Origin of the sequence: Actinoplanes sp. CA-142083 (assembly GCF_050942195.1) — a bacterium.
GTDB lineage: Bacteria > Actinomycetota > Actinomycetes > Mycobacteriales > Micromonosporaceae > Actinoplanes.
The window spans coordinates 10,415,636-10,429,351 of the sequence record NZ_CP192076.1; the positions used below are offsets into that span (position 1 = coordinate 10,415,636).

The 13,716-nt window shown below is 70.4% G+C and carries 13 protein-coding genes, 2 tRNA genes, 1 other RNA gene and 1 pseudogene; 4 read left to right on the forward strand and 13 right to left on the reverse strand.

Annotation, left to right across the window (positions count from 1 at the left end; translation table 11 throughout):
• Positions 1–45: 45 nt before the first annotated feature.
• The 5 genes and pseudogenes from ACQPZX_RS48185 to ffs all read right to left on the reverse strand — a co-directional run bounded on the left by ACQPZX_RS48185 (position 46) and on the right by ffs (position 6,066).
• On the reverse strand, positions 46–1,053 hold the full coding sequence (locus tag ACQPZX_RS48185) for an ABC transporter permease (RefSeq protein WP_433371792.1): 1,008 nt from the start codon (positions 1,051–1,053) through the stop codon (positions 46–48).
• 399 nt (positions 1,054–1,452) lie between these two features.
• The gene (recR, locus tag ACQPZX_RS48190; protein ID WP_433371795.1) at positions 1,453–2,046 is read right to left on the reverse strand and encodes a recombination mediator RecR; all 594 of its coding nucleotides are present in this window, start codon (positions 2,044–2,046) and stop codon (positions 1,453–1,455) included.
• 4 nt (positions 2,047–2,050) lie between these two features.
• Positions 2,051–2,362 carry a YbaB/EbfC family nucleoid-associated protein gene (locus ACQPZX_RS48195; RefSeq protein WP_433385967.1) on the reverse strand — a complete coding sequence of 104 codons (312 nt, stop codon included), beginning with the start codon at positions 2,360–2,362 and terminating at the stop codon, positions 2,051–2,053.
• A gap of 1,947 nt (positions 2,363–4,309) precedes the next feature.
• A pseudogene (locus ACQPZX_RS48200) lies at positions 4,310–5,914 on the reverse strand (DNA polymerase III subunit gamma and tau); the annotation flags it as partial.
• Between the two features lie 57 nt (positions 5,915–5,971).
• Positions 5,972–6,066, reverse strand: an RNA gene (gene ffs / locus ACQPZX_RS48205) — signal recognition particle sRNA small type.
• A gap of 82 nt (positions 6,067–6,148) precedes the next feature.
• Between ffs and ACQPZX_RS48210 the strand changes: the two genes are divergently transcribed.
• A tRNA-Ser gene (locus ACQPZX_RS48210) sits at positions 6,149–6,236 on the forward strand.
• A gap of 73 nt (positions 6,237–6,309) precedes the next feature.
• On the opposite strand, the gene ACQPZX_RS48215 is transcribed toward ACQPZX_RS48210, so the two are convergent.
• The 3 genes from ACQPZX_RS48215 to ACQPZX_RS48225 form a co-directional block, all read right to left on the reverse strand.
• Positions 6,310–6,651 carry an STAS domain-containing protein gene (locus tag ACQPZX_RS48215; protein WP_433371798.1) on the reverse strand — a complete coding sequence of 114 codons (342 nt, stop codon included), beginning with the start codon at positions 6,649–6,651 and terminating at the stop codon, positions 6,310–6,312.
• A 154-nt stretch (positions 6,652–6,805) separates the two neighbouring features.
• Positions 6,806–7,015: a hypothetical protein gene (locus ACQPZX_RS48220; protein WP_433371801.1), complete on the reverse strand. Its 210-nt coding sequence runs from the start codon at positions 7,013–7,015 to the stop codon at positions 6,806–6,808.
• Positions 7,016–7,405: 390 nt separating this feature from the next.
• Positions 7,406–7,495 (reverse strand) — tRNA-Ser (locus ACQPZX_RS48225).
• Positions 7,496–7,610: 115 nt separating this feature from the next.
• Between ACQPZX_RS48225 and deoD the strand changes: the two genes are divergently transcribed.
• Entirely contained in the window at positions 7,611–8,327 is a 717-nt protein-coding gene (gene deoD / locus ACQPZX_RS48230) for a purine-nucleoside phosphorylase (protein WP_433371803.1), read from the forward strand.
• Positions 8,328–8,465: 138 nt separating this feature from the next.
• On the opposite strand, the gene ACQPZX_RS48235 is transcribed toward deoD, so the two are convergent.
• From ACQPZX_RS48235 to ACQPZX_RS48250, 4 genes are all read right to left on the reverse strand, one after another.
• Entirely contained in the window at positions 8,466–8,888 is a 423-nt protein-coding gene (locus ACQPZX_RS48235; RefSeq protein WP_433371806.1) for a nucleoside deaminase, read from the reverse strand.
• A 40-nt stretch (positions 8,889–8,928) separates the two neighbouring features.
• Entirely contained in the window at positions 8,929–9,447 is a 519-nt protein-coding gene (locus tag ACQPZX_RS48240; RefSeq protein ID WP_433371809.1) for a tRNA adenosine deaminase-associated protein, read from the reverse strand.
• Positions 9,448–9,539: 92 nt separating this feature from the next.
• Complete coding sequence (locus ACQPZX_RS48245; RefSeq protein WP_433371812.1) at positions 9,540–9,773, reverse strand: hypothetical protein; 234 nt, start codon at positions 9,771–9,773, stop codon at positions 9,540–9,542.
• 25 nt (positions 9,774–9,798) lie between these two features.
• Positions 9,799–10,545 (reverse strand): hypothetical protein, encoded by a 747-nt coding sequence (locus ACQPZX_RS48250; protein ID WP_433371814.1) that lies wholly within the window; start codon positions 10,543–10,545, stop codon positions 9,799–9,801.
• A 131-nt stretch (positions 10,546–10,676) separates the two neighbouring features.
• On the opposite strand from ACQPZX_RS48250, the gene ACQPZX_RS48255 reads away from it, so the two are divergent.
• Positions 10,677–11,372 carry a M23 family metallopeptidase gene (locus ACQPZX_RS48255; protein ID WP_433385970.1) on the forward strand — a complete coding sequence of 232 codons (696 nt, stop codon included), beginning with the start codon at positions 10,677–10,679 and terminating at the stop codon, positions 11,370–11,372.
• A 95-nt stretch (positions 11,373–11,467) separates the two neighbouring features.
• Here ACQPZX_RS48255 and ACQPZX_RS48260 read toward each other — a convergent pair whose 3' ends face one another.
• Positions 11,468–12,610 carry a PQQ-binding-like beta-propeller repeat protein gene (locus ACQPZX_RS48260; RefSeq protein ID WP_433371817.1) on the reverse strand — a complete coding sequence of 381 codons (1,143 nt, stop codon included), beginning with the start codon at positions 12,608–12,610 and terminating at the stop codon, positions 11,468–11,470.
• A 125-nt stretch (positions 12,611–12,735) separates the two neighbouring features.
• Here ACQPZX_RS48260 and ACQPZX_RS48265 point away from each other — a divergent pair, with 125 nt between their 5' ends.
• Complete coding sequence (locus tag ACQPZX_RS48265; protein WP_433371820.1) at positions 12,736–13,692, forward strand: prephenate dehydrogenase; 957 nt, start codon at positions 12,736–12,738, stop codon at positions 13,690–13,692.
• Positions 13,693–13,716 lie beyond the last annotated feature (24 nt).

Below are 13,716 nucleotides of genomic sequence, written 5' to 3' on the forward strand. Positions count from 1 at the left end.
TCGCCGAGTTTCATGCGATGGAACCGCGTTCGGATCCCATGCTCGTCAGTGGGCCTTCGGATCGAGCGCGTCGCGAAGACCGTCGCCGAACAGGTTGAACGCCAGCACGGTGATGAAGATCATCGCGCCGGGAATGATCATGAACATCGGGTCGTACCGGTAGTAGCCGAGCGCGTCCGAGAGCATCCCGCCCCAGGACGGGAAGGGCGGCGGGATACCGACGCCGAGGAAGCTCAACGCCGCCTCGGTGAGGATGTTGGTCGGGATGATCAGCGTCGTGTAGACGAGGATCGGCGCCGCCAGGTTGGGCAGGATCTCGCGGAGGAGGATGCGCGGCGAGCGCGCGCCCAGGCTTCGCGAGGCCTCGACGAACTCGCGCTCGCGCAGCGAGAGCGTCTGACCGCGGACGATGCGGCCGATGTACGGCCAGCCGAAGAACCCGATGACGGCGACCAGCACCAGCACGCGCGACCATCGGGGCCCGAGGCCGAACGAGGTGGCCGGCAGCACGGAGACCAGCGCGATCGAGAAAAGCAGCTGCGGGAACGCCAGCAGGAAGTCCATGATGCGGCTGATCACGGAGTCGACCCAGCCGCCGATGAAGCCGGCCGACATACCGAACAGCACGCCGAGGATCGTCGACAGGAACGCGGAGAGGAACGCGACAGTCAGCGTGGTCTGCGCGCCGTAGACGATCCGGCTGAAGATGTCGCGGCCGTTGACCGGCTCGACACCCAGCAGGTAGTCCTTCGAGATGCCCCCGAGGTGACCGAGCGGAAGGCCCAGGGTCGGGTCGATCTTGTCGTTGTGGAGCTCGTCGTACGGGTGCCCGAACCACTTGATCAACAGCGGCGCGATGATCGCGATGATGATCAGCACGATGATGACGATGCCGCCACCGAGCGCGACGCGGTCCTTCTTGAGACGACGCCAGGCGATCTGCTTCAGCGATCGACCGGCAACCGCGGCCTCGCCGCCAGTCCGCTCCTGAGCCGCGTCGGCGGTGGGCGCCGTGGTTTCGTCGGCGATTGGCGCCTCTGGGCCAAGCGACATCTAGCGCCGGTCCTCTCCCGGTGGCCGGGTTGAAGCGGGGCGCTCACAGCCCGCGACACACCACAGAGCGGTGGGCCGGTGGGCGATGGCTACCCGCAGCTTCCGGCAACCGATCGGTTGTCTCATGCCTCGAGTGCCGACCCTCGTCGCGACGGTCAGATGAGTCCGCGCCACGAAGGCACTCGACGGCGGGGGTGCCGCCATCGCAAGGAACATTCACCTAATGTGGTGCCTCGGTCAAGTTCACGGACCGCACACGGTCAGTTCCGTGTCTCCCTCGTGATGTGGCTGTGACCTATGGCACCACCAAACGGAAGCTACCGCGTGAGAAGGCCCGGATCTAGCTAATCCGGACTAAATCACTAGCAAGGCGTTACAGGCGAGTTACACGACGTAGATCTAAATAGCTCGACGTCCCTCAAATGCCCGACCAAGTGTTATCTCATCGGCGTACTCAAGGTCACCGCCCACCGGCAGACCACTGGCCAAACGGGTGACCGAAATTCCCATCGGCTTCACCATCAGCGCCAGATAGGTCGCCGTCGCCTCACCCTCCGTATTTGGATCTGTGGCGAGAATCAACTCGTGAACTTCTCCCGTTCCGAGCCGTAGCAGAAGCTCCCGGATCCGCAGGTTGTCCGGGCCGATGCCCTCCAGCGGGTTGATCGCCCCGCCGAGGACGTGGTACCGGCCGCGGAACTCGCCCGTCCGCTCGATCGCCACGACGTCCTTGGGCTCCTCGACCACGCACAGCACTTCGTTGCTGCGGCGCGGGTCGCGGCACACCCGGCACTGCTCGGACTCGGCCACGTTGAAACAGGTCGTGCAGAAGCGGACCAGCTCTTTCACCTTGCGCAGCGCGGTGGCGAGCCGGTTGACGTCCGCCGCGTCGGCGGACAGGACGTGGAAGGCGATCCGCTGGGCGCTCTTGGGTCCCACACCCGGGAGTCGGCCCAGCTCGTCGATCAGATCCTGGATGGCGCCTTCGTACACGTGATCAGAACCCCGGGATCCCGAGGCCGCCGCCGAGACCGCCGGTGACCGGTCCCATCTTGGCCTCGGTGAGCTCGCGCTGCTCCTCGGCGGCGTTGCGGACCGCGGCGAGCACCAGATCCTCCAGCGTCTCCACGTCGTCCGGGTCGACGGCCTTGGGGTCGATCCGCACCGACTTGACCTCGCCGAGGCCCGTCATCAGCACGGTCACCAGCCCACCGCCGGCGCTGCCGGTCACCTCGGCGGCGGCCAGCTCGGCCTGCGCCTGCGCGACCTGCTGCTGCATCTTCTGGGCCTGCTTCATGATCTGCTGCATGTTCGGCTGTCCACCGGGGCGCATGCCACCGCTCCTCAGTTAGAAGGTCACTGTTTCCCTGACCGCCGTCGATACCCACCCGGAGAACCACGTCAATCGCCGCCCAGCGTAGCCGCCCCACGCGCCCCACCGGCCACACGCCACGGCCGGTCAGCTCTCGCCGATCTTCTCGGCGCCCAGCACCTCCTGCAGCAGGCGCATGGCCTGCTGCTCGCTGCTCTCCCGAGCCGTCTTCTCGTCGATCACGTCGTCGAGCGGCTCGTCACCCGGGTCGAAGCCCTCGTAGGCCGCCGCCGCTCCGCGCGGTGGACCGTCGTACTCCGGGTCGTAGGGCGCTTCCTCGGTGGGCGCCCCGTCGGACCAGGCCGACGAAGCCGCCGGAGCCGTCGGGGCGGGCGATGAGGCAGGGCGAACGTTCTGGCGGGCAGCGGCGGCACGGGCGGCCGCCAGGCCACCGCCTCGCTCCGCGTTACGCGCGGCGCGCGCCGCGGCGGCCGCGCCTGGGCCAGACCCACCGTTGCCTGCCGCCCCTGGCGGCTGCGCGTTCGGCGATCCGGCCGACCCGCCGGCAGCGTTGGCCGCGGCGGCTCCCGTAGACGCGGCAGCAGCCGCCCTGGCAGCCGCGAGTCCATTGCCGGCGTCGGCGTTGCGCGAGGCCGTCCCAGCGGCGGCGGTCGTCGCCTCGTTTCCGTAGCCCGCACCGCTGGAGCCGGCAGCATCAGCGTCGAGGGAAGAATCATCGCCCGGCTCAGCGACCGGGCTGCCCGAAATATCCGACACGAGGCGGTCGTTGCCGGCATTCGGCTCCGCCGCAGTGCTGACGGACGCGGCATCCCGCGTGACCGGAGCGCCGTGCGTTTCCCAGGCGGAGGCCTGGCCGGCTGGCGATGGAGGCAAGGAATCACCGCTGGGCGCTGCTGCCGCGCCGACCGGGCGAACCTCGGGCCAGTCCTCTTCCTCGTCGTCGACCGGTGCTGAGGGGCCAGCGCTCAAGCCGCCCGGCTTGGCCGGTTCTGGCCAGTCGTCGTCGCCTGAGGAGGAGGACTCGGCCTCCTGGCGACGGCTCTGCGGCGGGCGGGCCGCGGCCGCGTGTGCCTGCTGGGCGCCGGGGACGGGCTGGGCGGCCCGGCCGTTGCGCACGCCGGCCGGGGATTCGTTTCGTCCCGACGCGGGAGGCTCGCCGGGGTGGACCGGGGCGCCACGCGGCGCGGGTGGGACCGGCGCTGCTCCGGCCTCGCCGCCGACCTCGCAGCGGACCTCCCACCTGCCGCCGAGCGCCTCGTAGAGCGCACTGGCCACGGCGGGGGCCTCCGGAGCGGCCATCTCGGCGTGCTTCGGATAGCGGAAGGTCAGCACGAGCGTCTGCCCGTCGAGATCGCGGACCACCGCGTTGGACAGCAGCGCTACCAGCCGCTTGCTCCGCCGGCCGATCGCCGTGAGGATCTCGGGCCAGACTTCGCGCACCGCCGCCACGGTCAGCTGCCCGGGTGGCGGCTCCACGGCCGCAGCGCCCGACTCTTCCGGCGCATCCGGCAACACACCCCGAGGCTCGGCCCGCCGCGCGGGGGCGACCGGCGCGGGCTCGTCCCGGCGCGGAGCCCCCACGGCTGACTCCTCGCGGCTCTGAGCCCCCGCGGCCGGCTCTTCGCGGCTCTGGCTTCCTGCGGCCGGCCCTTCGCCACGCTGGGCCCCCGCGGCCGCCTCTTCGCGGCGCTGAGCTCCCACGGGCGGTGCGGGCGTGCGCTCCGGCTCGCTCGGCTCGGCGGGCGCGACCGGCTCGGGGCGGCGAGCGGGCGCGCTGTCGTAGGCGTCAGGCTCGGGCTCGTCGTCCCAGGGCGGCTCGTCGTCATAGTGATCCGGCGAAACAGAAGTCGGTGAGACAGCCGCAGGCGGTGCAGAGATGGGTGCCTGGGACGCCTCCGCAGCGGAACCCGCCGGCGAGGCTGCCGCCGTCGCAGGGGACGCCGGACGAGCTGCCGCCGCAGGAGCAACCGGCTCAGGCGCCGCCGCCGCAGGAGCAACCGGCCCGGGTGCCGCCGCAGGAGATGCCGGCTCAGCGGCCGCAGGTGCCGGCGCAGAAGGCCCAACCTCGCCGGAAGGAGACCCGGGCCGCCGACTCGTCGCCGTGGGAGACCGACGGCTGGCAGCCGCCGCGGCCGCCCGCGCCGCCGACAGCCCACCGCCGCCACCGCCAGCGCCGCCCGGGCTCACCCCGAGTTCTTCCGCGTCCACCGGCGCAGCGGAAGCGACCCCCGCAACGGAAGCGGCCCCCGCAGCGGAAGCGGAACCCGCGGTGGAGACAGCGGGTGCAGCGGACACGGCTGGTGCGGTGGAAACGGCCGGCGCGGCGGAGACAGGAGCCTCATCCCGTACGAGAGGGGCGTCACCACTCAGCGTGAGCCGCCGCTCCATGCGCTCCAGGCGCTGGAGCAGCGCCCCGGTCGAATCCTCGGCGCCGGGCAGCAGCATGCGCGCCGTGACCAGCTCGAGCAGCAGCCGAGGCGCGGTCGTCCCGCGCATCTCGACCAAGCCGTTGTGCACGATGTCGGCACAGCGGGACAGCGTCGCGGGGCCCAACCGGCCGGCCTGGGCGCTCATCGTCTCGAGCTGGTCGGCGGGGCCGTCGATCAGGCCCTTGGTCACCGCGTCGGGCACCTGCTGCAGGACGATCAGGTCGCGGAAGCGCTCGAGCAGGTCGGACGCGAAGCGCCGCGGGTCGTGGCCGGCCTCGGCGACGCGGTCGATCGTCGAGTACGCCGCGGCGCCGTCGCCGGCGGCCAGCGCGTCGCACATCTCGTCGATCAGGGTGACGTCGGTGACGCCCAGGAGGGCGACGGCCCGCGCGTACGAAACCCCGTCGGGGCCCGCCCCGGCGATCAGCTGGTCGAGCACCGAGAGGCTGTCTCGCGCGCTGCCGCCGCCGGCCCGCACCACGAGCGGGAAGACGGCCGGCTCGACGTGGATACCCTCGGCCTCGGTGAGCTGCTGGAGGTAGGGCCGCAGGACCGCCGGCGGAATCAGCCGGAAGGGGTAATGGTGGGTGCGGGAGCGGATGGTGCCGAGCACCTTTTCCGGCTCGGTGGTCGCGAAGATGAACTTCACGTACTCCGGCGGCTCCTCGACGAGCTTGAGCAGCGCGTTGAAGCCGGCCGACGAGACCATGTGCGCCTCGTCGATCACGTAGATCTTGTATCGGCTGCTGGCCGGGGCGAAGAACGCCTTTTCCCGGAGCTCGCGGGCGTCGTCGACGCCGCCGTGACTGGCCGCGTCGATCTCGATGACGTCGATCGAGCCGGCGCCGTCGTTGGCCAGCGAGCGGCAGGACGCGCACACCCCGCACGGCTCGGGCGTCGGGCCCTGCTCGCAGTTGAGCGAGCGGGCCAGGATGCGCGCGCTGGACGTCTTGCCACAGCCACGCGGCCCGGAAAAGAGGTACGCATGATGCAACCGACCGCTGCGCAGTGCCTGCGACAGCGGCTCGGTGACGTGTTCCTGCCCGATGACCTCGGCGAACGTCCGTGGACGGTACTTGCGGTACAGAGCGAGTGCCACTACCCCTCCTCAACGACCGCGCCATTGTCCGTCGGGGGTACGACAAGAACCAAAAACGAAAGGGCCTCCCGTGCACCCGTCAGAGCCCGCTTATCCTTGCTGCCTTCCGGCCCTGGGGAGGTTCACGAGATGCACGCCGCACGAGAGGCTGGCCCCAAGCGTACCTGTCGCCGTCGCGGGGCGAGCACCGACCCACACGTACGCCCCGGCACGGATGTCTGTATCCTGGCCGACGGAGGATTCGCCTAGTGGCCTAGGGCGCACGCTTGGAAAGCGTGTTGGGTTAACACCCTCACGAGTTCGAATCTCGTATCCTCCGCCACCAAGCAAGTAGCCAGGACAGCACGAACGGCCGGTCTCGGATGAGAGCCGGCCGTTCGTCTTTGTAGGGAACTTCAGAGCTGTCCGGCGGCGATCGCGTCGTCCACCTCGGGAAAGATCGCGAAGTACCGGGTCAGGCCCACCGTCTCCAGCAGCCGCAGCAGGAACGGGTTGACGCCGGCGAAGCTCAGCCACCCGCCACGATCGGCGATCACCTGTTTACTGGTGATGAAGGCGCTCAACCCGACCGAGTCGCAGAACTTGAGGTCGGAAAGGTCGACCACGATCCGGGGCACGGGTCGCTCCAGCAGACCGGCCAGCGTCGAGCGGAGCTTCTCGGCCGTGTCGGCGTCCAGCTCGCCTCGGAGATGCAGCACCGCGATATCGCAACGGTGGTCGGTGACTGTCGCCTGCATGGCGTGAAACGTTAAACCCGGTTGACTGATTGTCATCGGACAAACAGTCCGGTTCGACGTGTACGGGCCGGACCCCGGGGGTTGGGGTCCGGCCCGTAACGAAAATTCGGCTGGCCGATGAGTCAAGCAGGCGGCGCAGCCGGCCCAAGGCGCCTCAGATCTCGCGCCACTGCCAGCGTGGTCCGCGCCACGCATCCGCCAGGATCAAGGCTGAGGCCTTGCCTGGACACTGCTGCACCTTCGACTTGCCCTCCGGGCCGCCCATCTGAGCCTCTACTTCCCAGAGTGCGCCGTCGGTGCGTACGTAGACATCGCGGCGAGCAAGCCGCATGTCACCATTCCACCAGTGATGCTCAACTCTCACATGTCAAATCTAGGACAGACCCACGAGATCGGTGTAGAGCAATCTTGTGAAAAGTTCTCACCAGGCGGTTGGAGCGCATTGTCTGATCCGGTGGTTTTTGGCTACGTGACTTGCGCAACAGTGCCGGTATTAGGGCCGTCCCGTCATCGTCACTTCGGGTAATCGACCCAGCTAGTGCCGAGGGCCTTCGGACGCCGAAACGACCGCGTTACGTGCATGACATCTGATCATGGAGAACACCCGTTCGGCCGAGTGCCCCCCGACCCGTACGGTGGACCGGTTTTTAGGCACAGAGCGTGACTCTTGTCGGTAACCGAAAGCACGGACAAACCGGCGCGACGCGCGCATGAAAAAGCCCGGCGGTCCGCGAAGAACGGAGCCGCCGGGCAGTGGCGGTGGTGAAGGGATTTGAACCCTTGGAGGGCGTAAACCCTCACACGCTTTCGAGGCGTGCTCCTTAGGCCGCTCGGACACACCACCGGGAAGAAGGTTACCGGACGCTTGCCGGACCTTGCCGCCGGGTCACCCATTGCCCCGTGAAGCGGCGCTGACCTGGCAGGATCGGCGGCATGACCAAGCGAGAGGAGCACGAAGCATGAGCGTGCACATCGGCGGGCAGCCGGGCGACATCGCCGAGCGGGTTCTGCTCCCCGGCGACCCGATGCGGGCGAAGTGGATCGCCGAGACCTTCCTGCAGGACGCGAAGTGCTACACCCAGGTCCGCGGGATGCTCGGCTTCACCGGCACCTACCAGGGCGTCCGGGTTTCGGTGCAGGGCTCCGGCATGGGCATGCCATCGGCGTCCATCTACACCCACGAGCTGATCAACGAGTACGGCGTGGAGTCGGTCATCCGGATCGGATCCTGCGGCGCGCTCGCGCCCGATCTTCGCCTTGGCGACGTGCTTGCGGCGATCGGCTCGGCCACCGACTCCAACATGAACCGTGCCCGCTTCGACGGCCTGATCGACTACGCGCCGGTCGCGAATTTCGACCTCCTGCGCACCGCGGTCGAGGTGGCCGAGCGGCACGGCACAGCGATGCGGGTGGGCCCGATCCTGGCCGCCGACGCTTTCTACACCGACCGTCCCGATCTCTACGACGCCCTGGCCGACTACGGGGTGCTCGCCGTCGAGATGGAGTCCGCGGCGATCTACACCATCGCTGCGCGTTACGGCGCCAAGGCGCTGACAATCCTCACCGTGAGCGATCACATCAAGACCGGCGAGAAGATGGACTCGGCCCAGCGCGAGCAGGGCTTCGGCGACATGGTCCGGATCGGCCTCGAGACCGCGATCGCCGGCGCCGCCTAGCTCACTGCCGCGCCGTCACTCTTCGCGCATAGGGCAACCCCGATCCGGTACGAAGGGGGCCCGCTCCCGCGATCGCCTTGTAACCCGGTTACAAGGCGATCCCCGCGGAGCAAAACGGAGCCGGTCGGCTGAGCGCCGTCATTCTCGGCTGAAGAAGTCCCTCAGCAATGCCGCACACTCGGACTCGAGAACGCCGGAATAGACCTCCGGCCGATGATTGATACGGCGATCCCGTACGACGTCCCAGAGCGACCCGACCGCGCCCGTCTTGGGCTCCCACGCCCCGAAGACAAGCGTCGACACCCGGGCCAGCACCAGCGCCCCCGCGCACATCGTGCAGGGCTCCAGCGTGACCACGAGCGAGCACCCCTCGAGCCGCCAGCTGCCGAGGATCACCGCGGCCCGGCGCAGCGCGAGGATCTCGGCGTGCGCCGTCGGATCCCCGGTCGCCTCCCGCTCGTTGCCCGCGGCGGCCAGCTCCATCCCGTCGGGGCCGTAGACCACCGCCCCGACGGGAACGTCCTCCGGAAACGCCGACGCGACCGCGATCGCCCGTCGCATCCAGGTCACATGCTGGGCAGTCGGAGCGAGACTCACGCGCTCACGCCTCGCGCAGCTCTTCCACCTCGTCACCGCAGCCGATCCGCTGGCAGATCTCGGCGGTCACGTCGGAGGGCAGCATCCCCTCCTGGCCGCAGAGAGCGAGCAGGCGCTTCGAGTTGATCCCGAGGTCGTTCAGCAGATCGGCGTCACCGACCGGGTCGGCGTCGGGATCGGGAGACGGACTGTCCGAGTCCTCCTCCTCGTCCCCCGACGTCAGGTCGTCGATCTCGAGCGCGGCCGGCGCCTCGATCTCGCCGAGCAGCACCGCCCCGATCCGCGACTCCTCGACGAACGCCGAGTCGGAGCCGAAGACCCGAAGGTCCTCCCCCTCGTCGAGGCGGACGATCGCCAGGTACTGGTCGTCGCTCTCGACGAAGAGCAGCGCCACGTCGGCGTCCGGCTCGACGTCGCGCAGCGCGTCCACCACCTCGTCGATGTCGGCGAGGCCGGTCAGGTCCAGCTCGGACGCCGTCCACCCGTTCTTGCCCCGTGCGACGGCGGCTGCGAAAGTCGACAAGTTTTCCCCCCACGCGACTTTTGTCTTCAGCGAGTGACGGTAGCGGGAAGAACGGCGGGCGCGGCGCGCCACGCCCCCAAAAGGGTTGGAAGTCAGTTGGCCAGGCGACGGCGCGTGGCGATGAGCTCGCGGAGACGTGCCCCGCGAAGCCGCTGCGGCTGGGCGGACTCCCGCGCTTTCGCATCGGCGAGAGCTGCCAGCAACTCCAGACGGCGACGGCGACGATCGGGGTCGAGCCGTGGCGGTGAGGGGGCCATGAAGCCGAGCGTGCCCACCGCCGCGTCGCCCGTCAAGGCCCAGTGCGGACGGCGATCAGGACGGCACATCGGGTCGCCTTCTAAACCGTGCTTTTCACCACAAAGGCCAGTCGTACGTGGCGATCCACCGGGCGCCCACGAAGGCCATGGCTATCGATAGTCCGAGCCCGCTCGCCAGGGCCACGCCGACCGCGGCGCCGCGATCGCCGAGGACGGTCAGGACGATCGCCACGGCCCATGCGGTGATCGCCGCCACCAGGGTCCACCACGCGTACGCGGCGAGGTCGTGAGCGAGGCCGCCGAAGAGCGCGAACCAGAGCAGCGCCGCGCCGAACCCGGACAGCACCGGCGCCGCCGCCACCGGGTGCGGCTCGCGGAAGACCGGCCGGGTCGGCCCCGGGAAGAGCCCCGACGGCGGCCGGGCCGGCGGCGGCACGTAACCACCGGGCGGCCGCGCATACATCGGCACCGCCGGCGGAGCGAACTGCGGCCCACCGTGCGGAACAGGGTGTGGCCCGCCGTGCGGAACAGACTGCGGCCCACCGTGCAGGAACGGCTGCGGCCCGCCGTGCGGAACAGGGTGCGGCCCACCGTGCGGGACTGGCTGTGGCGCGGCATGCATGACCGACTGCGGCACAGCGGGCGGCCCCGGTCGAGGCGCCGGGCGCATATAGACGGCCGGCGGGAGCACGTCGGCCGGCCGGGCCAAGTCGGTGGGGTCGGCGGCGGCCCGGTCGGTGGCAGCGCGGTCGGAAGCGGCACGGTCGCCAGCAGGGGGGTCGGCGGCGGGCGGGGGCCCGGACGGGGGCGTACCCGGCCAGGACGGCTCCCTCTCGGTCACGGCGCCTCCTCCTGCGTAGCCTCACCCGCCAAGGCCAGCCTAGCGAGCGCGGGACGGCACGACCCGCCGAGTTCTGCCAGGATGGCGCGGTGCGCCTGCTTCGTACCCTCACCGGCCTGACCGCCGCGGCCATGACCGTGGCCGCCTGTGGCGACGCGGCCGGCGGCGTGTCGAACGTGGCTACCCCGCAGTTCGTGGAGCCGCAGGCCACCGGCGGGTCCTCCGTGCCGGCGCCGCCCACCTCGGCTCAGCCCCCGCCCGCGACCAGCGCGACGCCGGCGACGCCGAGCACGTCCCCCACGCCTTCCAAGAAGGCCAAGGTGAAGTACGTCTTCCCGGTCAAGGCGTCGAACGTGGCGTTCCACCCGACCCACTCGAAATATCCCGCCACCGACATCTTCGCCGACTGCGGCGAGACGGTGGTCGCCACGACCAGCGGCGTCGTGCTCGAGGTGAGCCTCAAGGACGCGTACGTCGAAGGCGCCCCCGACGGCCCGAACAACGGCGGCCTGTCGGTGTCGATCCTCGGCGACGACGGCGTGCGCTACTACGGCTCGCACCTGAGCAAGGTGCTCGACGGCATCCGGGCCGGCACGAAGGTGACGGCCGGCCAGCAGCTCGGCAAGGTCGGCAAGACCGGCAACTCGAGCGGCGTCTGCCACCTCCACTACGGCATCTCTCCGCCGTGCGCCAAGACCGGCGACTGGAAGGTCCGCCGCGGTGTGGTCTGGCCGGCCACCTATCTGACTTCGTGGCGCGGCGGCGGCCAGAAGAGCCCGGTCGCCACCGTCGCCGCCTGGAAGCGCTCGCACAACTGCAAGGCCTGAAAGCGCGCGGGGCCACACCCTCGCCCAAAGGTGCGGCCCCGCGCTGCCGGGAGAAAAGTCGCTGCCGAATGCGATCTCCCGGCGGAGGAAAGCTTCTAGCCCTCGCTGAACTGGGCGAACCGCTTCTGGGCGCGCCCGTCCACGGTGGTGAAGGCGCCGCCCATCGCGACCGTGCCGGTCGCGGCGTTGCTGGCCAGGGCCAGCACCCCTTCGACCCCGTTGGCGTCGGCGGTCCAGTCGAGCAGGTGGCCGTCGCCGACGGCGAGCGCCGCCAGCTTCACGCGGTTGTCGGAGCCGTCGACGCACAAGCCCTGGGTGCCGGTGCGGGCGGTGCTGCACGCCCGGTCGAAGTGCCCGCCGGCGTAGACCACATCGCCGAGCACGGTGACCGCCTGCGCGTCGCCGTCGAAGGTCGCCGACCAGCGCAGCGTCCCGCCAGGCGTGTAGGCGCTGACGCGTCCACCCTGGCCGCCGTGGGCCGAGTAGATGCCGTCCGCGGTGACGGCGATCGCGTACGTGATGAAGGGCGGCCGCGGCTTGAAGGCGGTGATGATCGCGCCGCTGACCGGGTCGAGGGCGGCCAGCCGGTCGTACCCGGAAATGCTGTTGATCTTGTGGAATTTGCCGCCGGCGTAGACCCGTCCGCCGCCGGTCGCGACCGTCTCTACCTGGTCGTCGGCGGTGGGGCGCCAGCGGGCGTCGAGCGCTCCGGTGCTGAGGTTGAAGGCGGCCAGCCGGGTGCGCGCCTGGCCGTCGACCGCGGTGATCGCGCCGCCGAGGTAGAGGCGGTTGCCGCCGGCCGCGATCGCGTAGGGCCGTCCGCTGATCGCGTGCTTGAAGGTGGCGGAGAGCGTGCCGCTGGTGGCGTCGACCCGGGCTAGGCTGTCCCGCTTCTGCCCGCCGACCGTGCCGAAGTCGCCGGCGAGGTAGACCGAGCTTCCACTGACCACGATCGCCTTGACCCGGCCGTCGGCGGCGGGCGCCCAGGGCAGCAGGTTTCCGGTGCGGGCGTCGACGGCCGCGAGGTGGCCGCGGGCCACCTGCTTGCCGCGGACGATGGCGGCGGTGAAATCGCCACCGACAAAGGCGACATTCCCCGAGTACGCGATGGCGAGCACCGCGCCGTTGAAGCTGGGCATGCTGTCCGAGGACTGCGCCTGGGCGGGCGCGGCCGCGGCGGCGAGGGCGAGCGCCGCCGCGGAAAGTCCGATGCTGAGTGTTTTCCCCCGGTAAGTCACGAGGAAACCGTAATGTCCAGGCGGGCCTGCTTGGCAGGTGCAAAACGGACAGAATGCGCAGGTGGGACGGGTGATCCCCTCCTGGTCCGAACGGCTGATCTTGGCAGGTGTGGGAGAGTTCCGGGGTGGACGTGGCGGTGATCGGACTCGGGCTCATCGGCGGCTCGCTGCTGCAAGCGCTGGCCGCGGCGGGGCACCGGGTGATCGGGTACGACGCCGACCCGGCGACCCGTGACCTGGCGGAAAACGCGGGCTGGACAGTGCGGGGGTCGGTCGCCGAGGCGGTCGCGGACGCGGAGCTCGTCGCTCTCGCCGTACCGATGCCGGTCCTGCCCGAATTGATCGCCCAGCTCGCAGGTCACGACGGCCTGATCACCGACGTCACCTCGGTCAAAGGACCGGTGCGCGACCTGGCCGTCAAGCACGGCCTGCGACGGTTCGTCGGCGGGCACCCGATGGCCGGCAAGGAGACCTCCGGATTCGCGGCGGCCGAGCCGGCGCTGTTCGAGGGGTGCGCGTGGGTGCTCTGCCTCGAGCCGCACGAGACCGATCTCGGCGACTGGCTGACGCTGGCGGCGCTGTTCACCGCGATAGGCGCGCGGGTCGTGCCGGTCACCGCCGCCGAGCACGACCGGGCCGTCGCCCAGATCAGCCACGTGCCGCACCTGTTCGCCAGCGCGCTGGCCCGCCAGCTCGAGGGAAACCCGCTGGCCGGCACCCTGGCCGCCGGATCGTTCCGGGACGGCACCCGGGTCGCCGCCACCCGGGCCGAGCTGATCGTGGCGATGTGCGGCGGCAACGCGACCGCCGTCCGCGACGTGCTGCGCGGGCTGCTCGACGGGCTCGAGCGGATGGACGCGGCGCTGGCCACCGACCCGGTCCGCTTTCTCACCCCGCTGGTGGCGATCGGCGCGGAGCTGCGGCAGCACTGGCCCGCGCGGGGCGGCGCCCCGGAGGAGATGCCGGCCGAGGCCGACCGTCTCCTCGACCTCGGCCGGGGCGGCGGCTGGGTCACCGCGGTCGCCGAAAATCATGGCAGCGTCACGACAATGCGGCCCGAAACTGTCCGCATTGATTCCTAGGCTCGAGAAAAGCCCAAGGAGATG

Coding starts and splice junctions, on each gene's coding strand:
- deoD (WP_433371803.1), top strand. CDS start 7,611: ATGAGCGTGCACATCGGCGGGCAGCCGGGCGACATCGCCGAGCGGGTT.
- ACQPZX_RS48235 (WP_433371806.1), bottom strand. CDS start 8,888: ATGCGACGGGCGATCGCGGTCGCGTCGGCGTTTCCGGAGGACGTTCCC.
- ACQPZX_RS48215 (WP_433371798.1), bottom strand. CDS start 6,651: ATGCAGGCGACAGTCACCGACCACCGTTGCGATATCGCGGTGCTGCAT.
- ACQPZX_RS48195 (WP_433385967.1), bottom strand. CDS start 2,362: ATGCAGCAGATCATGAAGCAGGCCCAGAAGATGCAGCAGCAGGTCGCG.
- ACQPZX_RS48255 (WP_433385970.1), top strand. CDS start 10,677: ATGACCGTGGCCGCCTGTGGCGACGCGGCCGGCGGCGTGTCGAACGTG.
- ACQPZX_RS48245 (WP_433371812.1), bottom strand. CDS start 9,773: ATGTGCCGTCCTGATCGCCGTCCGCACTGGGCCTTGACGGGCGACGCG.
- ACQPZX_RS48185 (WP_433371792.1), bottom strand. CDS start 1,053: ATGTCGCTTGGCCCAGAGGCGCCAATCGCCGACGAAACCACGGCGCCC.